General features: G+C 57.0%; 16 protein-coding genes, 1 tRNA gene and 1 pseudogene. 4 read left to right on the top strand and 14 right to left on the bottom strand.

What is annotated here, in order from left to right; all coding sequences use genetic code 11:
- Positions 1 to 10 precede the first annotated feature (10 nt).
- From F4X57_03590 to ftsY, 6 genes and pseudogenes are all read right to left on the bottom strand, one after another.
- The gene (locus F4X57_03590; protein ID MYC06244.1) at positions 11 to 1,030 is read right to left on the bottom strand and encodes a hypothetical protein; all 1,020 of its coding nucleotides are present in this window, start codon (positions 1,028 to 1,030) and stop codon (positions 11 to 13) included.
- Positions 1,031 to 1,039: 9 nt separating this feature from the next.
- Positions 1,040 to 2,551, bottom strand: coding sequence for a DUF3696 domain-containing protein (locus F4X57_03585; GenBank protein ID MYC06243.1), 1,512 nt, complete (start codon positions 2,549 to 2,551; stop codon positions 1,040 to 1,042).
- A 217-nt stretch (positions 2,552 to 2,768) separates the two neighbouring features.
- Complete coding sequence (locus tag F4X57_03580; protein ID MYC06242.1) at positions 2,769 to 4,211, bottom strand: tetratricopeptide repeat protein; 1,443 nt, start codon at positions 4,209 to 4,211, stop codon at positions 2,769 to 2,771.
- Between the two features lie 72 nt (positions 4,212 to 4,283).
- Positions 4,284 to 4,661, bottom strand: a complete 378-nt coding sequence (locus F4X57_03575; protein MYC06241.1) for a HigA family addiction module antidote protein — start codon at positions 4,659 to 4,661, stop codon at positions 4,284 to 4,286.
- Between the two features lie 12 nt (positions 4,662 to 4,673).
- Positions 4,674 to 4,861, bottom strand: a pseudogene (locus tag F4X57_03570) (plasmid maintenance system killer protein).
- A 153-nt stretch (positions 4,862 to 5,014) separates the two neighbouring features.
- Positions 5,015 to 5,956 (bottom strand): signal recognition particle-docking protein FtsY, encoded by a 942-nt coding sequence (ftsY, locus tag F4X57_03565; GenBank protein MYC06240.1) that lies wholly within the window; start codon positions 5,954 to 5,956, stop codon positions 5,015 to 5,017.
- A 942-nt stretch (positions 5,957 to 6,898) separates the two neighbouring features.
- On the opposite strand from ftsY, the gene F4X57_03560 reads away from it, so the two are divergent.
- Positions 6,899 to 8,659: a YihY/virulence factor BrkB family protein gene (locus tag F4X57_03560; protein ID MYC06239.1), complete on the top strand. Its 1,761-nt coding sequence runs from the start codon at positions 6,899 to 6,901 to the stop codon at positions 8,657 to 8,659.
- A gap of 82 nt (positions 8,660 to 8,741) precedes the next feature.
- On the opposite strand, the gene F4X57_03555 is transcribed toward F4X57_03560, so the two are convergent.
- The 5 genes from F4X57_03555 to F4X57_03535 all read right to left on the bottom strand — a co-directional run bounded on the left by F4X57_03555 (position 8,742) and on the right by F4X57_03535 (position 13,906).
- On the bottom strand, positions 8,742 to 9,428 hold the full coding sequence (locus F4X57_03555) for a CDP-alcohol phosphatidyltransferase family protein (protein ID MYC06238.1): 687 nt from the start codon (positions 9,426 to 9,428) through the stop codon (positions 8,742 to 8,744).
- Positions 9,383 to 10,555: a glycosyltransferase family 4 protein gene (locus F4X57_03550; protein ID MYC06237.1), complete on the bottom strand. Its 1,173-nt coding sequence runs from the start codon at positions 10,553 to 10,555 to the stop codon at positions 9,383 to 9,385. Before F4X57_03550 ends, F4X57_03555 begins: the two co-directional genes overlap by 46 nt.
- A 134-nt stretch (positions 10,556 to 10,689) precedes the next feature.
- On the bottom strand, positions 10,690 to 11,775 hold the full coding sequence (locus F4X57_03545; GenBank protein MYC06236.1) for an inositol-3-phosphate synthase: 1,086 nt from the start codon (positions 11,773 to 11,775) through the stop codon (positions 10,690 to 10,692).
- A gap of 371 nt (positions 11,776 to 12,146) precedes the next feature.
- Positions 12,147 to 13,370, bottom strand: coding sequence for a formyl-CoA transferase (locus tag F4X57_03540; GenBank protein MYC06235.1), 1,224 nt, complete (start codon positions 13,368 to 13,370; stop codon positions 12,147 to 12,149).
- 77 nt (positions 13,371 to 13,447) lie between these two features.
- Entirely contained in the window at positions 13,448 to 13,906 is a 459-nt protein-coding gene (locus tag F4X57_03535; protein ID MYC06234.1) for a hypothetical protein, read from the bottom strand.
- Positions 13,907 to 14,043: 137 nt separating this feature from the next.
- On the opposite strand from F4X57_03535, the gene F4X57_03530 reads away from it, so the two are divergent.
- Both F4X57_03530 and glmU read left to right on the top strand, forming a co-directional pair.
- Positions 14,044 to 15,348 carry an MFS transporter gene (locus F4X57_03530; protein MYC06233.1) on the top strand — a complete coding sequence of 435 codons (1,305 nt, stop codon included), beginning with the start codon at positions 14,044 to 14,046 and terminating at the stop codon, positions 15,346 to 15,348.
- Positions 15,349 to 15,462: 114 nt separating this feature from the next.
- Entirely contained in the window at positions 15,463 to 16,758 is a 1,296-nt protein-coding gene (gene glmU / locus F4X57_03525) for a UDP-N-acetylglucosamine diphosphorylase/glucosamine-1-phosphate N-acetyltransferase (protein MYC06232.1), read from the top strand.
- Between the two features lie 497 nt (positions 16,759 to 17,255).
- Here glmU and F4X57_03520 read toward each other — a convergent pair whose 3' ends face one another.
- On the bottom strand, positions 17,256 to 18,176 hold the full coding sequence (locus F4X57_03520) for a collagen-like protein (GenBank protein MYC06231.1): 921 nt from the start codon (positions 18,174 to 18,176) through the stop codon (positions 17,256 to 17,258).
- Positions 18,177 to 18,734: 558 nt separating this feature from the next.
- Here F4X57_03520 and F4X57_03515 point away from each other — a divergent pair.
- Positions 18,735 to 18,809, top strand: a tRNA-Arg gene (locus tag F4X57_03515).
- Positions 18,810 to 18,824: 15 nt separating this feature from the next.
- Here the strand turns inward: F4X57_03515 and F4X57_03510 are convergent.
- Entirely contained in the window at positions 18,825 to 19,715 is an 891-nt protein-coding gene (locus F4X57_03510) for a flap endonuclease (GenBank protein MYC06230.1), read from the bottom strand.
- A 120-nt stretch (positions 19,716 to 19,835) separates the two neighbouring features.
- Positions 19,836 to 21,044, bottom strand: a complete 1,209-nt coding sequence (locus F4X57_03505) for an LLM class flavin-dependent oxidoreductase (GenBank protein MYC06229.1) — start codon at positions 21,042 to 21,044, stop codon at positions 19,836 to 19,838.
- Between the last annotated feature and the right edge of the window lie 277 nt (positions 21,045 to 21,321).

Genomic DNA, 21,321 nt, shown 5'->3' with positions numbered 1-21,321 from the left:
GTGTAGGGGGTTAGGGAGTGGGCATGCCGATGGAGATGGCGAAGTCGGCGATTTTGTGAGCTTTTTTGCCCAAGTCATATTCCTTACTATCACTTACCGCGTGGTCCAATATGTGTGTGAAATCTGTACGTCTCTTTACCACTCCAAAATTGAAGACGTCCATTCCTCTCCCTATTTTGAAAATATTGTTATCGAACCGTATGTGTCTGTCGTGTGCATACACACTGAAACCCTTCTGACCACGCAGGCGTACATCAATGTTGTTGATTCCGCTGGCATTGAGATAAGCAACCATATCTTTCAGTTCTTTCTTGATGTTCTCTCGCCTGTCAGACACTGTTTCTTTTCTATCTTGGCGCAGTTTTCTAGGGGCTGAATATATCGTAACATTGCAGCCATTAGAGTCTCTATCAAGATATTTAAGGAATCGACACAACCCAGCAATGTTATCATCGTGTACTAAAGCATGTTGATCTACAATCACAACATCTTTCGAATGTTGTGCGAGACTCTGAAATCGTTCTTTCCATAGGGCATCTACAGATGTATCGATTTCGATATGTCCTTTACCCAAGACTTCGGCTCGTTTGAATTTTTCAGACATGTCGATTTCAGACAATCTAATTCCTTCCACATCGCCACAGTACTTGCCTTCGCCGTCAGGTATTCCTAGTAATTCCGCGCGAGATTCCTTCACGATTGCGACCTCGAATTTATCGCTATGCCTTCCTAAATCATCGCACGTTAGAATCTTTTCCCAAGAGAAATTGGCTTTCTCATTCATAGAAAGCCAGCGGTAGGCATTCGTATTTTTGCGGCTTTTGATCACTTGCTCCCACAATGTTGTCCACGATTTGCTTGGGCCTTGTTGCAAACTTGCAACCTTTGTATGGATGGATGATCTGTCCTCAAATGGAGGGAACGCTAGAATGCCGCAGTACGCCCACTGCTTTTCCAAGCGTTTAATGTGAGCAGATGCCTTACCAGAATCGTCTATTGCATCAGGCTCAATGGCGAACTTTACCAGCATGTTCGTCACCTATGCATCCATAAGTTCGTTGAAACCTTCATCAAAGAAGCCATGAGGCCACGCATCTATAAAGTCGCCTTCTTCATCAAGACGGAGAACTTCGATAGTGCTACCGTTCTGCCCTGGATTGACATACAGCACGGAAACATCTTCGGAGTTGATTTCCCCTTCTCGGATGCGGCGCTGTAGACGCAGAATGAGCAGTTCGCTGTGCGTCTCCACAATCCATTGCTTGCGTTTGACGGGTTCGTCCGCAATGGTGTCAATCATAAGATCGGCTAGATGCGCCTGCAACCTAGGGTGAATGTGTATCTCAGGTTGTTCGACACAGATAATCGAATCCTCCGGCGAAGCGATGCCTTCGATTATCACAGGCAGGAGTTGATTTATTCCAAACCCTACATCGGCAAGAGTAACACGTGTTTTCGTGTGTTCATCCTTAAGTGCGATAGTGATATGTTCTCCCGCTAGTTCGGGGGATCCCAATGGTGAGGTGTCAAGCTCGTATGAGATTCGGAACTTCTTAAACCACTCATTCACACTTCCTACAACATTGCTAGGATTATAGTGAAGAATGTGAGGAGTGAATTCACCACGAATACCTGTAGATTCTCTTCCTCCACCAGAGACTGTATAAAGCCTTTCAGGATAGCTACGCAATGGCCCTAAGTACGTGATTCTATCCATATTATACCGATAGTCTGCCATAAGAGGTATTGTCAGTCGATTCGAACGTGGTGTAAATGTACCCGTTTCAATGAAAGGCCTTATTGTATATGGTAATCCGTATGCGTAGAGAGCCGTTTCAACAGATGAATTTTCCAGTAGACTGGACCATTCAGCTCGGGTCATAGAATTTTGTGCCACATCATCTCTGTCATGGCGAATTAGAGACGTGAGATTTTCAGCGGCGAACTTAGCAAAAGAATCTATAGAATCGGAATTTTGCCAGTTGAATTTTGGCGTTTCAAGCGAATCACCATTGTCCGAAGGCTCGGCAAAATTCCGTTCCAACTCCAACTGAATGTCGAGTGCCATTCCTTCATTGTAGTCATGAGTCAATCTATACCCAACTGACGACAATTCTGATGAATCTTTGCTATCGGAATCGTCGGACGGTTCCGCAACAAAAATCAGGTCAACGCAACCAGATAAGCCTTCCGTAAAGCGTTTCCGGAAACGGAAAGAACGGTTTCGACGAGTCGGAATTGGTAACGAGCGTGTGAGTGCCCGTTCCTCCGCATCAAATTCAACCTTTATGCCAAGTTCCAAGTCTATATCGTGCTTGTGTATCAGAGAAGGGAAACTCCCTAGGTCCGCGTACCTTCCACGAGGAATTAACTCCATCGCCCCTTGGTTGTAGTGTCCTTCGTGCGACTGCTTCAGCAGCAGCAACGCCTGAATAATTGAACTCTTACCGCCGGAGTTCGGCCCATAAATCAGCGTGATTTTGGACAGCGGCGCTTCCTGCATTTCGTCGCCGAATGCCTTGAAGTTTCGCAGTCCTATACCTGTGAGCATGCGCGTATCGTCCTGTGTGAAGGCGTGTTCGTTTTTGGTCAGCCACCCATTCTAGCAAAGGCTGGGTGGGTTACAAGGGTTAATTTACGTTGAAGACATTTGCAAGAAGTGGTGGTAGGCACATATTTCACCCCCATCCTAGCCCTTCCCCCATCAAGGGGGAAGGAACTTTTGGTTGCTCTCATCACCCACGAAGGGGAAGGGATTTTTGTTCGTCCTACTCCCCACTCACCAAGCTATTCAGCGCCCTAATCTCCGGCGACTCCGCATCCGCGTTCTGCCACTCTTGCGCCGCCATCTTCAGCGTGTTCTGCGCTTCTGTCTCCGCGCCGTTGTTGCTCTTTGCGCGGGCGAGCCAGTAGCTGTCGCGCACGGAGGAGCGGCGATTGAGACGCTCTCGCAGCATGTCTTCCGCCTTGTCATACTGCTCGGCGCGGATGTACGCCTCTAGCAGTGTGTCCTCGAAGACTTCGCGCTGTGCGTGGCTGCCACCAATTCGCGCGAGCTGCGGGAACACCGGCTCCAGATGGCGCGCGGCGTCTTCGTAGCGGTCTTGCGCGAACGCGCTGATGCCCTTGACAAGCGGAAGCGTTATCTCCTTGGCGAGCGCGTCTCCGTTGGATGCGAGTTCGCGCAGGCGGCTCTTCACGCTGGAAAGCCGCTCTTCGTCTCCGCTTGCGGCGAACGCCAGCGCAGCATGAGCATCTCGGAATGCAGGTCCGGGCGTAACCGCAGCCATGGACGCCTGCTCGCTGATTTCCTCGATAGGGTAGGGTGGGTTGACGCCGCCGTACATCCGCAGTCGCCACATCAGAGACGTGCTGTCTTGCAGCGACGACGCGCTTTTCTCCACGACCGTAGGGCGGATGACATTCTGGTACAGGCTGACGGCGTCGGAGTACTTGCCCTGCGCCAGCTCGAACAGCGCCTGATGCCACGACAGGTGGATGTGGAACGGCGCGCGGCTGTCGTATCCCTTCAGCCAGTTGCCGAGGAAGTCGCCGCCGTCCACCGCGTTGCCGCGCTCGAAATAGACATGCGCGACCGAGTGGGATGCGTGCCCGCTGGTCGGGCGCGCCGCGAGTGATCGTTCCGCCAGGGATAGCGATTCGTCGAGGCGTCCGACTTCGTGGTGCGCGAAGGCGTACTGCCCTAGGAATGCCCAGTCGTCGCCGTAGCTCGGCTCGAGCTTGCTCAGCATCGCGTAGAGTTCGTTGGGGAAGTTCTTCACGCCGGCGCCGCTGCATCCGAGCATATACAAGCGGTTGGATACGCGCATCATCAGGGCGTCTCGCGGGAACTCGTCGAGCATTTCAAGGATGACGGCGAGCGACTGTGGGCCGTGCCCGTTGATGAAAAGCGACATCGCTTCCACATGCTGCTGCTCGCGGCGGGTCGCGCCTTTGACTAGGCGCTTCGCCTCGGCGACGCTTGTCTTGGCGTCTGCGGCGGCGCCCTTAAACAGCTGCGTCATGGCGAGCGCGGCGTGTGCGAGCGCAAAGCCTTCGTCCGTCTCGACAGCCTGCTGAAAGCGCTGCTCCGGCCCGTAGCACTGCTCCAGCAGCAGGTCAACGCCTTCGACATAGTGCTCTGCAGCGGCAGGCGATGTCGTGGTCAGTTCGAGTCCATACCGGTCTCGGATAGTGGCTGTAGCGGTCATGGGTGTGCCTCCTATTTTAGTGTTTCAGTCGGTAAGTTTATCAGTGTGCGGGTTCGGTGTGTCGATATGGCGCTAGGTTCTTGTCGCGGCCGTGCTTGCCAGTTCTTGGCATTGTTCGGCATGTTCCGGTCTTTCAGGTTCGAGCGGCGGCGTCCAGTTGTCGGGCAGCGGCTCGTACAGTGGCTCGATGTTGCTGACGTCAACGGTTGCGCGCGCGACTTCCAGGTCGTACATTTGCTGGAGGTTCAGCCACATTTCGGCGTCCGTGCTGAACGCCTTCGCAATTCGCAGCGCGATGTCCGCTGTGATTGGGGCGTGGCGGTTCATGATTTGGCTGACGCGATATGGCGTGACGCCTAGGACACAGGCGAACTGGGACTGGGTGATGTTCAGGTCTTCAAGGAACTCTTCCAGATGATCACCGGGGTGAATGAACTTAATGTCGCACATTTGTAATTCTCCCTAGTGGTAGTCTGTTACTTCAATTTCTGTGGCGCCGGATTGTGTCCACCGAAAGTATACGCGCCATTGGTCGATGATTCGTATGCTGTACTGGCCTCTACGATTTCCTGCAAGGCTTCAAGTCTGTTGGAGCGCGGGTTGGCAAGAGATACTAAGCTTCGCACCGCAGCTACCCGCTGAACCCTTATTCGCGCCCGTTTCTGGATGTCAGGCGGCAAGCGTCGACTGAGCTCACCGTTGAAAAGCCGTTCGGTGTCTCTGTTTCTGAATCTGCTCACTGCACGATAATAATGCTACGCAATGGCAGTGTCAAAAAACATTGTATATCCTGTTAGATCCCGTCAGTCGTCCGCGAACAAACTCTCCACGAATGATTCCGAGTCGAAGGGGGCTAGGTCGTCGGGCTGCTCGCCGGTGCCGATGAAGAGCACAGGCAAGTCTAGTTCGTCGCCGATGGCGAAGACTACGCCGCCCTTGGACGAGCTGTCCACCTTGGCGAGCAGCACCCCCTCGCAATCGACCGCATCCGTGAAGGCGCGCGCCTGTATCAAGCCGTTCTGCCCGGTGGTGGCGTCGATGGTAAGCAATACCCGCTGCGAATCCGCGCCTTGCCTCGACAGCACGCGCTGCATCTTTTTCAGCTCTTCCATCAGGTTGAATTTGGTGTGCAAGCGACCGGCGGTGTCGATGATGACCACATCCACATCGCGAGCGCGGGCTGCTTGCAGCGTGTCGAACGCGACGGCGCCCGGGTCTGCGCCCTGCTGGTGCGCGACGACATCGACATCGAGGCGCGTACCCCAAACCTGAATCTGGTCGATGGCGGCGGCGCGGAATGTGTCCGCTGCGCCGATGAGCACGCTCTTGCCTTCGTCCTGGTAGAGCTTGGTCAGCTTGGCGATACTGGTCGTCTTGCCCACGCCGTTGACGCCGACCATAAGGATGACGAGCGGCTTTTCTTCAACTTCGAGTGCTTGGTCGGTATCATCGAAATCTACGAGATACAGCAACTCTTCGCGAAGCAGCACGAGCGCGTCCTGCGGGTCGGAGATGCGGCGATCTCGAACCTGGTCGCGCAGTCGTTCGATAACCTTGAAAGTCGTCGCCACGCCCAAATCGGCGGAGATGAGCAGCTCTTCGAGTTCGTCCCAAAGGCTGTCGTCAATCTGCCCGCGCCGGAACAGCCCGGTCATCTGCCCGAAGAATGTCTGCCGGGATCGCTTGACGGCTTGCGCGGTCTTTGTCTTGGTCTCTTGCGTTGATCGGCGGAAGAATTTCAGCATTTGATTGTCGATTCAGTCTCCAACTTGGCTTTGCGCGCTACTGTGGCGGCTCCATCATATTCTAACTGACTTTCGATGATGGTGAATACAAAATGAATGGCGGGATGGCGGCGCCCCGTCCTAACCTTACCCCGTCAAGGGATGACAGGGGTATGTAAAGTACAAGAGACAATTTCACAAGACACTAATGTTGTGGTTATTCCGAACGCAGTGAGGAATCTGAAGCATGTCCCTGCGAAGGCAGGGATCGTTGCATGCAAACCTGTTTTCGATTTTTAGATTTCTCACTTCGCTCAAAATGACAGGTATAAATTGGATATGTGAAATCGTCTTAAAGTACAAAACAATTGTTAGAACTTGGATAACGCATGGCATTGTGGCATCACTTTGTTAGCACATAAAAAGGTAGCCAGAAGCCATGCTCCTCCCGACCAAATGTTACCAGATAATGCGGATGATAGAGTGCTTTCTGCCACACATTAGACCTTCCCAGTTACGCCGCCTGCTGCGCAATGGCAGGATCCGAAAACGGACATGGTTGTTTCCCGAATACTGTCCACAGCCAGCGCCCTGCTTGAAGATAATCTGCCATCCTGATCCCTGGGATACCCGGATACATACCTCTGTCAGCCCCTTGATTGGGGAAGGGGCTCTTGGATTCGCAAGTGATGCTGCTTCGCAACGGGCGACAGCTTGGACGCATCATACGTATAAGGTGCGCTTGCATTATTTGGCGTGCTGCAAATTGGGAAATGTAAGGCATGCAAATTTGGGTTTAAGTTGGCATAAATCTGGTATGATAACGCTAGCCGCACGGATACATTCTTTGATATGAGGGTATGCGCGCGCTTGATGCTGCGCATTGACTGGAAGAAGGACTGCATTTCGGGCTGCTGCTGCAGGCACGACTCATATGGCTGACATAAACGGACGGGCAACGAATTGAACACCGAACAGCCCATAGAACGCGTGGTTGACCGCGCGCAGGAGCCGCTGAGCCGGAACGGCAGCGCGCGCCGGCGTGAGACCACGCGGTCGGTGATGCGCTTTGCAGCCATAATGGCGGTCAACGGGACGCGCAATGTCGGGCGTAGGGCGAGTGCAGGCACGCGTGATGCTGTCGAGGGCGCGATGCAGGCGCTCGGCGCTATGGGCGGCGAAACTCGCGCGTTCGTCCGCGATGCCGTCGTGGGCGTGGTCGAAGGCGCCGGACAGGTCATGACCGTTACCGGACCCGCCATGCGCGACATCGTGGCGGGCGGCATCAGCGGCAGCCGTGAGAATGGCGCGGAGTCAGCAGTGGCGGACGCCGGCAGGGATGTCGTGGCGGGCGCTATCGTCGGCGCGGACTCGGTCGGATTCAACGATGCGGAGGCGATAACCGCCGCAGTCGAAGGCGCGGTCGAAGGTTTTGCAGAAGCAGGCAGCGAGGTCGGCGCGGCGACACGTTCGACCATCCGCGGCGTCATATCGGGCGTTGCGGCGACGGATGGTGACGTCGTGACCGCCACGCGAGACGCTACCAGCTTGCTCATCGCGCGCGCAGCCGGCGCCGATCCGGATATTCCGAAGATTGCCCAAGTGGCATCGAACTCTGTGGACGCCGTGTTCATTGAGGCATGCCGTAACCTTGACATCGGCGACGAGGTGGTCATCGCGGCGGCGACCGGAGGCGTGGACGCCGCATATCGCATAAGCAGACCTTGCGGCGAGAAAGTGCGCGAAGCCGTCATACGCACGGCGACCAACCCAAACGTCGATCTGCCGCCGCGCGTTCAGCGCCGCATGCCGCACATCGAAACGCTGCTCGCCAGCGAACTGACGCCGACCGAAGGCGCATGGCGAATCAAGGCGATGATGAAGTCCGTGCCAATTCTGTATAGGGCGGGCGGAACTGACCTCGCGGCGTCGCTGTCGTTCTTCACCATCCTGGCAATGTTCCCGCTCATCGCCCTGCTGATAGTCGGCGCGGCGTTGCTCATCAACCCGGAAGTCATCCGCGTCTGGATTGAGACCACCGCGATTCACTACTTCCCCGCATCATCCGAGATTATCGAAGAGGTCATACAGTTCGCGCTGACGAACCTGCTCACCGGCTCCGTAGCGTTCGGTATAATCGCGGTCATCGGCATAATGGTCGGCGCGAACGGAATGTTCCGGGCGGCGCACCGCTCGGTGAACAGGATATTCGGCATCGAAAACCAGAATGTACTGGAATCTACATTCATCGAAATGGCCGTCGCAACGGTGCTTGGGCTGCTCTTCCTGCTGTCCATATTCCTGACGGCGTTCTTCCACACCGCCATCAACATCAGCCTGGCCTTGTCGGTAACGCCTTGGAGTATCACGAACTTGATAGCGATAATCCTGAGCGTGCTGTCCACGCTCATTCCTGTGCTGCTGAACGCATTCATCTTCACGGTCGTGTATCACCATCTTCCGAACGCAACCGTGTCGTGGCGAGACGCGACATTCGGCGCGCTGGTAGCGATAGTGATTTTCGAGATAGGCAAGCACATGTTCTTCTGGTTCACAGGCGTGGCAACGCAGCGCAATGTGGTCTATGGGCCCATCGCGTCATTCGTTGTGCTGCTGATGTGGACCTATGTCGGCGGAATGATATTCCTCTATGGCGCAACGCTGACAAGAGTCTCCGGCGAAATGCGGCCGATATCGTTTGCGAGGAATACGCGCTGGCGGTAGGTCTGCGACGGAGGTCCGTTCTCACGCCTATCAACCTACTTACGCCATTTAGCATTCAGAGAGCGATTAGCGCCGTCTGAGTCTAATCCCCTGCGCTCAGCGAGCGACCGGTGTGGATTAGGCGCTGCGCCGTTGTCAGCGTGGTCAGGGCGGCGATTATGCCTAGCACTACTAGCATCACGGCGGGGAACCAGTGCGAGATTATCATGCCTGCGCCTAGTGCCGCTACACGTTCGGGGCGGGTCATTATACCGACTTTGCAGTCTATGCCCAGACCTTCGGAACGCGCGCGCAGGTAGCTGACCATCACCGAGCCACCTACTGCTAGATACACCAGCACCGTGCCTTCTAACGAGTCGTTGCGGGCGTAGTGGATTAGCAAGCCCAGCAGTACAACAATCTCGGATACGCGGTCAACCACGGAGTCTAGCAGCGCGCCGAACGGCGATTCTTTGCCCGTGCTTCGAGCTAGTGAGCCGTCGAACAGGTCTAGCACTCCGGCGAGCAGCATTACCACGCCGCCTGCCCACAGCATCCCTTCGCTTATCAGCCACGCGCTCACGCCGGCTCCAAGCAGCCCTGCGAAGGTAACCATGTTCGGGGATACGCCCATCTTGGCGAGCACACCCGTTACCGGGCGTTCTAAGTAAGTCGATAGCATCTCACGCGCCGCGGCTCTGTTCATTCGCTTGCCTATCTCCCGTCTGCTTATCCGCAATCCGCTTACCCGCGCATACCTACGGCACACCGCGACTCGGATTCCAGCCATGCCTCGCGGGATGCGTCGTAGCAGTCCATCACGCGCCGCGCCACACGCTCCCAGCGATAGTCCTGCACATTCATTGTGCCGGCCGTGGAAAGCTTGCGCCGCAGTTCAGGGTATTGCAGCAGCGATGCAATCGCGTTAGCCAGCGCGCCTTCGTCCTTGGGCGGAACGAGCAGCCCTTCGCTGCCGTGCTTGATGACGCTCGAATAACCCTCGATGCCGCTTGCGACTATCGGTGCGCCCGCCGCCATCGCTTCGAGCAGCACTATGCCGAAGCTCTCCCTGCCCGTCGCAGGCGCGCAGTAGATGTCGGCGGTCTTGTAATAGCGGAACTTGTCCTCGTCCGACACGCGCCCAAGAAACACCACGTCTTTGAGGTTGCGTTCGCTGATAATCCGCAACGAATCGGCGTCTGGTTTGCCGCCGCCCACGACCAATAGCCGCAGGTTGGGCCAGTCCCACTTGAGCTTGCTGTACGCGCCGAGTAGGTACTTCAGGCCCTTGCGCTTTTCCAGCCGGCCGAGGAACAGCAGGTTCAGCATGCCGTCGTTTTTCAGGTGATCGAACGGCTGCGCGTCCGCGAAGTCGTCTACCTGAATGCCGTTGGGGATGATGTCGTAGTCGCCGGGGAAGTGGCGGCTGATGAAGTCGTACGCCGGGCGCGACACTGCGATGCGTCCTTGCAGCATACGAAAATACGGCATTGCGAGATGCTTCGCGCCAATCTTGTACAGATGCGTGCCTTCGTATGTGTGGAATGTGCCGACTGCCGTGGATTCCGCCGGGTCTATCAGGCTGAGCATGTCTTTGCTGATTAGACCGGCGAACGGCTCGTGGAAGTGCACAACATCGAACGCCTCGCGTTCGAGCATCTGCTTTATCTGCGGCTTAAGCCAGACGGAGAACGACACGCGCGCGATAGACCCACCACTCGGAATAGGAACCGCCCTGCCCATCGGGATGAAGTCGTCGTCGTCGATCGCATCAGGGGATTTGCACGGAGCGACAATCTTGACCGTATGCCCCCACTCGCGGAATTGCGCGGCAAGGCTGTTGATGTGGTCGGCGACACCGCCGTGAAAGGCATGGTCGTAAGGCGACACAAGCGCTATTTTGCGATGAGCTTCCATTTGCCGCAAAGCCCTTCCCTTCGTTCGCGTTGTGTCTTCACCCCATCCTGACCTTTCCCCATCAAGGGGAAGGGCAAGAGGAACTGTAATTTTACCTGTTGCTACCTATACCCAATTGATGGAAAATCATCTCGCTAGCTGTCGTCTTTGCCGACGATGAAGTCTTCAAGCATTTGGCGCGCTTCGTCATCGGTGTACTGCACCGGCGGCGACTTCATGAAATACGACGATGGCGCCAGTATCGGACCGCCGAGTCCCCTGTCCTTAGCAATCTTGGCGCAGCGAATCGCATCTATCACGACACCGGCGGAGTTCGGGCTGTCGTGCACTTCGAGCTTCAATTCGACATTCAGCGGCACATCTCCGAAGCTGGTGCCTTCCAGTCGGATGTACGCCCACTTACGGTCGCTGAGCCACGGAACATAGTCGCTGGGACCCACATGCACATTGTCGTCCGGCAGGTCATAGTCAACCTGCGAGGTAACCGCGTTGGTCTTGGAGACCTTCTTGCTGTACAGCCGCTCGCGTTCGAGCATGTTGAAGAAGTCGGAGTTGCCGCCGAAGTTTAGCTGGTATGTGTTGTCGAGCTGAACGCCTCTGTCCATAAAGAGCCGCGCAAGAACGCGGTGAATGATGGTCGCGCCTACCTGCGACTTGATGTCGTCGCCGATTAGCGGCGCGCCGGCCTCGCGGAATCTGCGCTGCCAGTAGTCGCCCTCGCCGGCGGCAATGAACACAGGGATGCAGTTGATGAAGCCGCAGCCAGCCGCGAGCACCTGTTCCACATACCACTTCGTTGCCTGCTCGGAGCCGACGGGCAGGTAGTTGATGACCACATCGACCTCGCGCTCCTTCAAAATGCCCGCGATGTCATCCGTCGGCGCCGGCGCCTTGCGGATGATGTCCGACATATACTTGCCAACGCCGTCGTGCGTCATACCGCGCTGCACGGTGATGCCGGTATGCTCCACATCCTGGAACTTGACGGTGTTGTTGGGCTTGGCGAATATAGCCTCGGACAGGTCCAGCCCGACCTTGCTCGAGTCCACATCAAACGCGGCGACAAAGTTAATGTCCCCCACGCCATATTCACCGAGCACCGGATGCATCAGCCCCGGAATCTCTTCGTTATTGGATGCACCAGCGTACTTGGAGACGCCCTGCACCAGCGAGGAGGCGCAGTTACCCACGCCGATAATAGCGACATTAATGCTTCCCAATTCGTGCACAACTCCTTAAATGAGAGCGAACCTTAACAGCCGCGCAGACGCGACATGCATTGCCCAATAGTAGCACTTGCACTAATCCCCTGACAAGTAAAGGCGGGCGGGACGCAGGGGCTTTCGGTTATTGCGTTGCTCTGCCATGTCATTTCGCGGGAAGCGAGAAATCTAAAATCGCTGTCTATGGACTGCCTTTTCTTTACACAGCGATTTTAGACTCTTCACTTCGTTCTGAGTGACAACAGAAAGATCTTGGGCGGGACGGTTGTTGAATAAGCCCTTTATCGGAATTGGAAGAAAGGTCTGCGATTTCAATCTTTAGAGGAAGGCCAGGATGGGGGGCTCACATACAAAGCCCACTTTCACCATTACACCACACCTCTATCGCGTAATCCTGCCAGTTCAGTATCTTCAATGCCCAGCAGCGAGTTCAGCAGCTCGGCGGAGTGTTCGCCCAGAAGTGGCGGCGGGTTGATGGCAGTGTTGTTGGATGCGAGCTTGATTGGGTTGCCTAACGCTGTGTATTCACCGCGCTGGGCGTCTTGCATTTGCAGCACCATCTCGCGCACTTGCAGATGCTTGTCGTTCAGCACTTCGCGCGTGTCTTGCACCATACCGCACGCCACGCCAAGCGGCACGAGGATGTCCATAGCTTCGCGCTTCGTTATCGTGCGTGTCCAGCCTGATATTATCTGCTCGACTTCGGCAGCATGCTTTCGGCGCGCGGCGTCGGTGGTGTAGCGTTCATCGCCGATTAGCTCGGCGCGTCCGGCGACGGCGAGAATCGTGTCCCACGAATCGCCGCTCAATACTAGCGCGATGTAGTCGTCCGGTCCTTCCGGATGGCAGGGAAATATCATCGACGGCGCGCCCCAGATACGGTTGCCGCTACGCACGAGCGGATTGCCATCCGCGAGCGTGTCTAGCATACGAATGCGCATCAGGTTGACCACCGCGTCTTGCATGGACACCTCTACGCGCTGACTTTCGCCGCTGTTGTCTCGCTGTCGCAGTGCGGCGAGTATGCCGATGGCGCAGTGCAGCCCGGTGCCGGAATCGCCCACACCCGGCGCGACGAATATCGGCTCGCCGCCGGTATCGCCGTTTGCACTCATCGCGCCGCCCATCGCTTGCGCAATGTGCTCGAAGCTCTTGATGTGCGCGAACGGTCCGTATGTCCCGAAGCCCTTGATCGTGGCATAGACAATGCGAGGATTCGCCTGTCGCAGCGTGTCATAGTCCAAGCCGAATTGCTCCATTCGACCGGGTCCGTAGTTTTCTACGACGACATCGGACATGCCCACCAACCGCTTGAATATGTCGCAGCCTTCGTCAGACTTCAGGTTCAGCGTGAGGCTGCGCTTGTTCGCGTTGAACACCAAGTAGTAGAAGCTGTCAATATCGGGAGCAGTCGCCCTCTCGCGGCGCGTGCGGTCGCCGACGCCCGGCTGTTCGACCTTTATCACATCCGCGCCAAGCCACGCGAGCAGCTGTGTGCACGACGGACCGGCTTGCACCTGCGTTAGGTCGAGTATGCGTATGCCGTTTAGAGGGCTGGAGGTGTGTTCGTTGCCGCTGATTTCGCCGTTCATTGTCCGTACCTATTGGGTGTTAGTCCTAGTCGTCCGTTAAGCCAACCGACTGTGAGTGATTTCTCCGTCTGCCACGTCTAATCATTGTGATATATGTCGCCGTCGGCGGTGCGTTGGACGAAGACTATACCATCTTTGCCGGTGTAGCGGCTTCGGAAGTCTTCGAACACGCGCAGGCGCTCGGGCTGGAATTCGGTCGGGCGCTCGTCTTCGTCCAACCATGGGTTGGGGAAGTAGAATCGCAGCAGAGTGGATTCGTCCGCGTCCGAGAAACGCAGGTAGTACAACTTCGCCATCATAGATTCGTGCCCGTGGTTGGAATTTTCCACGAACTGCGCGCCGGCGATGCTGTCCATGTCGAGATGGATGTGCCATTCGCCTGCTTCGATGTTCGCCCACCTGCCCGCAAATTCAGCAGTAATTGTCGGCGGCGCGTGCATCTCGCTCACCGCGCCTCCGGAGTCTATCACCAACAGCATCCCTTCGCAGCCCAGTATGTCGGTAATCAGCGTCTCTATAGTTTCTCTGTCCATCATTCACCCTGCCCTTTCAATTCTTCCCGACTCGGGCCTTCCTGAATAAGGCCTTCTCGATTAAGGTAACATTGACGCTTGCATTCGCAAAGTGGTAGCATCCCATCGTTCAGATAGACCTCCGATGCTACAGGCGGCGTATGCAGCAGCGACTGGCAAACCGCACTCCCTTTTACTACGGCTGGGTGATTCTCGCCGCCGCCGGCAGCGCGATATTCGTGCGCAACGCCGCAGCGAGCCTCACAATCGCCGTATTCGTCTATCCGCTGTCTGAGGAACTCGGCTGGAGTCGCACGCTGATTTCCGGCGCGGCGGCGGCAGGCGGACTCGCTGCGACATTTGCATCTCCCCTCGTTGGCTGGCTGATAGACCGATACGGCGCGCGTGCGGTGCTCACCACGAGCGTCATCGTGCTGTGCATATCGACGATGCTGCTGCGCTGGTCGGATATAACGCTGACGCTGCTCGGCTTTACTATACCTTGGCTATTCTACATCGGCTACGGCACCGGCCGCGTCATATTTTCCAGCCCCGTACAGATTGGCGCCGCCGTTGTGGTGTCGCGCTGGTTCATCCGGCTGCGCGGCAGGACGAACGGCATCCTGAACATAACACACTCGGTCGGCATGACGCTGTTCCCGCTGATTGCGTCGTTCGTCATCGCGCAGAGCGGTTGGCGGGATGCATGGTTTGTGCTCAGCGTCTTAGTGTTCGTAGTCGCGCTTCTGCCCGTTGCGCTGCTAATCTCCGATAGCCCGGAGTCGTTGGGATTGCGTCCCGACGGCGACGAAGAGGAACCTGCGAACGACAACACAGAAGGCGCGCCGCAGGTTGACGCCTCGGAAGAGCCGGATTGGACTTCCGCAGAGGCGCGGCGCACGGCAACGCTGTGGCTGTTCGCGTTCGCGACGGGCTTGCTGTTCTTGATGCAAGCGGGCACGAACACGCACAGCGCAGCGTTCTTCCAAGATCAGGGGCTTGGCACGGTAACCGCCGGCTTTGGCATCAGCTTCAACGCGATTTTCCTCGGCGTGGGAAGTGGTGTTTGGGGCTGGATTGTGGAGAAGGCGCCGGTACGGTTCGTGATGATGGCAGTCGCGCTAGTGATGTCGGCGGCGTCATTCCTGTTTACCACGACGAACACGGCGGTCGAAGCCCTGGCGTACTCCGCGCTGTTCGGCTTCGGGTTGGGCGGCATGCTTACCGTGCCACCGGTCGCCTACGCGGATTATTACGGCAGGCGCTCGCTTGGCACGATTCGTGGCATAACGGAGCCGTTCACCACATTCGGCCAGGCGGTCGGCGTGATGATTCCGGGGCTGGTCTTCGACTACATCAGCGACGAAAGTTACATGCCGTTCTTCATCGCGGCGGGCTGCATCGGCATCGTAACCGCTATAATCTCGCTGTTCGCCACGCCACCACGCCGCAAGGCGACAGACTAGCGACTTATTCATCCCATCAATATGCCCATCGATGTGAGTTAGAACTTGGCTGATTCACGCAAGCGTTCAAGAAACTTTGGCGCGGTAGTCTTAGCCGCGGGGACGGGCACGCGCATGAAATCGCGCACGCCAAAGCCACTGCATCAAGTCTGCGGCAGGCCGATGTTGCTGCTCGTAATGGGCGCCGTCAGGAATGCAGGCATCGACGACATCACGCTTGTCGTGCCGCCGGACGATAAACCTTTCCGCGATGCGCTGGGCAATACGACACGATTTTCCAAGCAGTCCGAGCCGCTTGGCACAGGACACGCGCTGCTACAGGCGCAAGACGCGATGCGCGGCGCAGACAATGTACTGGCGCTCTATGGCGATGTTCCCCTGATTCGCGCATCGACCCTTGCCGCTCTGATACAACGGCACATCGACAGTGACGCGGTCGTTACCCTCATCACATCGCAGGTCGCAAACCCGAAGGGCATGGGGCGCATCGTGCGCGACGATAACGGCAGCATTCGCGCAATCGTCGAGGAGCGAGATGCGGACAAAGAGACACGCGCAATAAGCGAGGTGAACAGCGGGTTTTACTGCTTCCGCACGGACTGGCTGTGGGACAATCTTGCGAATCTGACGCCCGCGCCGAACGGTGAACTTCTGCTGACGGACATCATCGGAGCGGCAACGGCGCAAGGCTTGCTTGTGGCATCAATCGCATCGGACGGCGCATCGAACGATCCGCACGAGACGATGGGCGTGAACGACCGCACACAGCTCGCGCAGGCTGAAGCCGTAATGCGCCGCCGCATCAACGAGTGTATGATGCTAGATGGTGTAACTATGCCGGATGCGGCGAGCGTGTACATCGACTGCGGCGTATCGATCGGGCAGGACACGATCGTGCTGCCCAACACGCATATCAAGGGCGAGACGGTCATCGGCAGCGGTTGCACTATCGGGCCAAGCGCCATAATCGAGAACGCGACCATCGGTGACAACTGCGAGATATTGTCGTCTGTGGTGCGCGATTCAACGCTGGCGGCCGGCGTAGATGTCGGGCCGTTTAGCCACATACGTGGCGGCGCGCGCATCGAGAGCGGCGTACATATCGGCACATCGGCTGAGGTGAAGAACAGCCGCATCGGTCGCGGCACGAAGATGGGGCATTTCAGCTACGTGGGCGACGCCACGCTAGGCGAATATGTAAACATCGGCGCCGGCGCGGTGACCTGCAACTTCGACGGCAAATCCAAGCACGAGACCGTCATCGGCAGGAACGCATTCATCGGCAGCGACACGATGCTAGTCGCGCCGGTAAACGTAGGGGATGGCGCGTCAACGGGCGCGGGGTCAGTCGTTACTAAGGATGTGCCGGACAATGCGCTGGTGGTTGGTGTACCGGCGCGGGAGCGGTGATTACGCGGTAGATGTAAATTTGCGGTGATAGTGTCTGACAGCAGGAGCAATGCGCGAGCGCTTTGACTGTGGCGACGGCTTGGTCTGATGCAGCTTTGGCGGGAGTTCAGAGGCTCTTCACCAGCAGCCTAGCCTTCCCATATCGGGTACAAAAGCAAATGCATATCCCTATAGCGTATCAAGGGGGCTGGAATTCAAGCCGTCGTCTAGCCTATGACCGACAAGACTCCACAGACGCCAGCGGACGCTATTGAGGCATATAAGAGAAGGTGCCTTGCTCGTGGCAAAAGCTTGCCTTGAATGCTTTGAGGGAACTTTGACGCGCGCTTGGAAGGGGCATATGCCATCGTCAACTCAATTGACAATTTCCTCGGAGCAGTTACGCGCTTCAAGCCGAAATATAAGCAATCGGAGTAGTAACGACTGAAAGCCCTCTGTCAGTTCTGTTGACGGAGGGCTTTCTCTTTTACGTTATGCCTGTTGTGGCGGGGAAGGAATTACTTCTCTTCTACCACGGACAGAGGCGCGGTTACGGATGCTTGCATACCGCCGACGGGCTGACCCATCGCTTCTATGGTGTACACATCCGGATCCAGCCCTATCGCTGCGTCGAGTGAGAGTGCGCCGAAGCTATTGGCTGGGCCGCCAACTAGCACCCTGTCATCGCCGCCGGACGCACCGGACGCTACGACTGTTACGAACTCGCCAGGCATGAAGCCTGCGACCATAACCGTAACCGTGCCGTCAATCTCCACGATGTTACTGCTGAGCGCAATGCTAGGTGCGGAGGCAATGCCGCCGGAGCCTACAACCCTGATGGGCACGCTTGCCCTGCTGCCGTCTGCGCCGCTCGCGTAGATTGCGAGGCTATTGGAGCCGCCGTTGGAGGCTTCCATCACACGGGCACCAGTGTTGCCACGGAACGCCGCGCCGAGGTCATCAACCGTGAAGGTGAAGTTGCCTCCCGGGTTCGCCTGAGTCTGCGCCCGAGTGCCGCCGCCTAGGAATGGCTGCAAGTTCCCGTCAACTATCAGGAGCAGTGCGACCGGCTCATTCGGCTGGAAGCCGGAGCCATCTACGGTCAGCGATCCGTTCACGGATACGAGGTCGGAGTCAAGAGCGAGCGCCGCCTGAGGCGAAACGCCGTCCACACCGGCGGGACCCGGAGGGCCTGGAGGACCGGCAGGACCTGGAGGACCAGGATTGCCGGGGTTGCCAGGATTACCGGGTAGGCCGGAGATGCCCGGAAGACCGGGAACGCCCTGCAGACCGGGCAAGCCGGGAGCGCCGGAAATGCCAGGAAGTCCCGCGGGACCCTGCGGACCCTGCGGACCTGCTGTGCACGCTAATAGAAGAACCACTGAGATGGAAAGCAGCAGAGTAAGTATTTTACCCTGCGAAGGGAAACGGTACGTCATTTGACCCCCTCTTCTTATAAAAGTCCTACGCTTGATATTTATCGAAGTATATCAGATTTATCGTCAATTCTGTCCAACATCACGAGCGTCTTTTGCGATGCTCAACAGCGATAGCAATGATAGTCCCGCCGTGTAGCCTTGTCAATACCTTGACGACCCTTTGTCAATCTCCAGCCGGTGCGCGGGCATTCATCGGTAACTCGCGCTGTGTGAATATGCCTGCGCCCTTAACACTGACGACAATGCTATCCATACTCGGCGAAAAGTTCAAGCATTTTCATGAACTGATATTTGAAGATTGTTCAATTTGGACACCCCCGAAACCGCGTTTCGACTCGCCGTGTGCCATAACTGCGTCGGTGATCGAACCAGTTGCGGGCGTTCCAAAGTAGAATCGTAGGCGGGTTCGTGAATGGACGGTTCTGAACGACTTCACCACTCACCGCGCCATCATTGTCATGATGAGCCATCGCAAACTGTCGTTCCGAGCAGAGCGAGGAATCTTAAATTGCCGCACTTCCTTGTTATGCCAGCCGGCAACTGCTATATTTGGGGTATGCCCCCGTAGCTCAGCGGATAGAGCACTGGCCTCCGGAGCCAGGTGCGTGGGTTCGAGTCCCTCCGGGGGTACCACCGCCCACACTGCCCTTATGATGTCGCGCCGTCTTCCTGCCACTTGTGCGGCGAGTCTATGAACCTGTCGAAGCCGCATTCTACGCATAGCGCTTGATAGTCTGACTTTCTTGCGCCTTGCCACTCCAAGCATTGCAACGATTCGCTGATTGGCACATCAAGGCGCAGCGTGGCGAGTTGCTTGTACAGCGCCGCTAATTCCCGCTTCTCGGACAGATTGCGCGCCAATGTGTTGCCGCCGCGCACCTTGATGTCCCACTCGCTAGCATCGTTGGGGATTTCTTCGATGTGCTTGTAGCGTTGCAACACCTGCGCGGTGGATTTGGCGCCCCAACGTGGTACGCCGGGTATGCCGTCCGCGGAGTCTCCGACTAGCGCGAGATAGTCAGGTATCGACGCGGGCGACACGCCGAACTTATCGATGACACCCGCTTCGTCTATCACTTGGTCACGCCGCCTGTCTAGGCTCACGACATTGCTTCCGCGCACGACCTGCGCCAAGTCTTTGTCCGGCGAGCACATCACCACCTGCTCCACGGCGGGGTCGTCCGCCCACCGGCACGCCGCTGTTGCTATGGCGTCGTCCGCCTCAAACTCCATCATTCGCCAGACGACCAGCCCCAGCGTACTCGCCACGCGCTCCGCCAGCTCGAACTGCGCCCTCAAGTCCTTCGGCGTGTCTTCGCCCGTCTTGTAGCCGGCGAACAGGTCGTTCCTGAACGATAAAATCTCACTGTCGAAGGCGCAGGCGATATGCGTAACATCGTCTTGGCGCAGCAATGATAGCAGCGTCTGCAATAGACCACGCGCCGCGCCGGTCGGCTGATCGGCGGGACCGGTTGACTTGGGCATGGCGAAATAGGCGCGGAAGAGTTCGTAGGTGCCGTCGATTAGGTGGATTTTCATGGGATATGTCGTGTGTTGTGTATCGGGATTGATTGGGTGTGATGTATGGGACTTGGGATTATTTTGCACCCATCCTATCGCAATGGCGCGTGATGCTCCCTACCGCATCGAGGTTCACCGCTAACGCGCCGTTAGTCTTTCCTCTCTGCCTGCGGCTTCATCTACGGCTAACGCTTCTGCGGCGCGCGTGTTCTCGTCAATCTTGGTCCTGATGGCTTGGCCTGCCCTGTCCCAATACTCGCGGTTATCGGTTACGAACCTGTGAGACTCGAAGTAGTCGTCCAGCAAGCCGTTGACCTGCGGGATGACATAGCGGGCAACCATGTCCCAGCTTCTGCGCGTGTTCTCGCGATTCGCCCAGTCATGGACGAACCCGATGACGCAGCCGAAGCCGCCCGTAATCTCCATCATTTCGCGTATTCTGGCGACGAGGTCGTCGGGTGTGCCAATGACTGCGGTGCTAAGCTCGGAGAAGGCGACGCCGTCCACGGCTTCATCGGGAGTATCGTAGATGGTGCCGACGCCGCCGGCAAGCGTGCCGATGGTGTATTCGTTATTGTGCCGCATCAAGCCGTGCTTCGCCTGTTCACGCGCTTCCTTTCTCGTCTCAGCGATGTGCCAGTTCAGCACGATACGCCAGTTCTTGCGGTCAACCGTGTTGCCGTGCTTGGCGGCGGACTCTTCGGCAAAGCTCCACTGCAGGGGCAGCGCTCTGATGCCGTCCTGTGTCAGCGAACCGATGGAGAGCACTCCGGCGCGGTGCTTGCCCGCAAGCGTCATACCGGACGGGCTCACGATTGACGCAACGGCGAACTCCATGTCCTTTTGCAGTGGCTTGAGTTGGAGCTTGGCATCTCGCAGCTTGAACCACTCGGATTCGTAGCTGAAACGCTCGTGCGACTCGAAGAGGCGGCGGATGATGCCCATTGCTTCGTCCTGCCTGTCGCGCAGCAGCATGGGGTCTATGCCGAGCGTGTGGGCGTCTGATGGAAGTGCGCCGGGGCCTGATCCGAATATCACGCGACCGCGAGACTGGTGGTCAAGTTGCACCATGCGCTGCGCCACCATGAAGGGATGATGATACGGCAGCGAGACAACGCCCGTGCCGAGCTTGATGCGCTGCGTGCGTTCCGCCGCCGCAGCGAGGAACAGCTCAGGGGATGCGATTATCTCCCAGCCCGTAGAGTGATGCTCGCCGCACCAGAACTCATCGTAGCCAAGATGGTCAAGCAGATCGACCAGCTCAAGGTTGCTCTGAAACTGAAGCGTAGGGTTTTCGCCGATGGGATGGTGTGGCGCCAAAAAAGCGCCGAATCGCAAGTTAGCCAAGTGAGATTCCTCCTGTTGCCGCTGTGTGGTTGCAATTCTTATGATTCTAGTATTGCGTATCATACAACATACGGCGAATCAACATCTCAACTTGAAACGATGGCGTTTCCTTCTAGGTGTTCAAGAGTGTTTTGCTACCGTTCGTGGTGAGCGCTTCAGCAAGTTCAGCATAGGCTCTGTCGAACCACGCGCCCCGAGTTCTCGTCCTTCGACAGGCTCAGGACGAACGGGGTTCTTATTCAAACCACCTGAATGGAAACGCTATCCGAATTGACGG

Source organism: Chloroflexota bacterium, from assembly GCA_009840355.1.
Taxonomy (GTDB): domain Bacteria; phylum Chloroflexota; class Dehalococcoidia; order Lucifugimonadales; family JADFKI01; genus Bin90.
The sequence above is the reverse complement of the archived record's forward strand: the minus strand, read 5'-3'. Positions and strand labels throughout refer to the sequence as shown.

What these genes read in the sequence shown, in the direction of transcription:
- F4X57_03575 (MYC06241.1), bottom strand. Translation starts at nt 4,661, where the DNA reads ATGTGCGACATTAAGTTCATTCACCCCGGTGATCATCTGGAAGAGTTC.
- F4X57_03535 (MYC06234.1), bottom strand. Translation starts at nt 13,906, where the DNA reads ATGATGGACAGAGAAACTATAGAGACGCTGATTACCGACATACTGGGC.
- F4X57_03550 (MYC06237.1), bottom strand. Translation starts at nt 10,555, where the DNA reads ATGGAAGCTCATCGCAAAATAGCGCTTGTGTCGCCTTACGACCATGCC.
- F4X57_03530 (MYC06233.1), top strand. Translation starts at nt 14,044, where the DNA reads ATGCAGCAGCGACTGGCAAACCGCACTCCCTTTTACTACGGCTGGGTG.
- F4X57_03510 (MYC06230.1), bottom strand. Translation starts at nt 19,715, where the DNA reads ATGAAAATCCACCTAATCGACGGCACCTACGAACTCTTCCGCGCCTAT.
- F4X57_03585 (MYC06243.1), bottom strand. Translation starts at nt 2,551, where the DNA reads ATGCTCACAGGTATAGGACTGCGAAACTTCAAGGCATTCGGCGACGAA.
- F4X57_03540 (MYC06235.1), bottom strand. Translation starts at nt 13,370, where the DNA reads ATGAACGGCGAAATCAGCGGCAACGAACACACCTCCAGCCCTCTAAAC.
- F4X57_03590 (MYC06244.1), bottom strand. Translation starts at nt 1,030, where the DNA reads ATGCTGGTAAAGTTCGCCATTGAGCCTGATGCAATAGACGATTCTGGT.
- ftsY (MYC06240.1), bottom strand. Translation starts at nt 5,956, where the DNA reads ATGCTGAAATTCTTCCGCCGATCAACGCAAGAGACCAAGACAAAGACC.
- glmU (MYC06232.1), top strand. Translation starts at nt 15,463, where the DNA reads ATGAAATCGCGCACGCCAAAGCCACTGCATCAAGTCTGCGGCAGGCCG.
- F4X57_03555 (MYC06238.1), bottom strand. Translation starts at nt 9,428, where the DNA reads ATGGCTGGAATCCGAGTCGCGGTGTGCCGTAGGTATGCGCGGGTAAGC.
- F4X57_03580 (MYC06242.1), bottom strand. Translation starts at nt 4,211, where the DNA reads ATGACCGCTACAGCCACTATCCGAGACCGGTATGGACTCGAACTGACC.
- F4X57_03520 (MYC06231.1), bottom strand. Translation starts at nt 18,176, where the DNA reads ATGACGTACCGTTTCCCTTCGCAGGGTAAAATACTTACTCTGCTGCTT.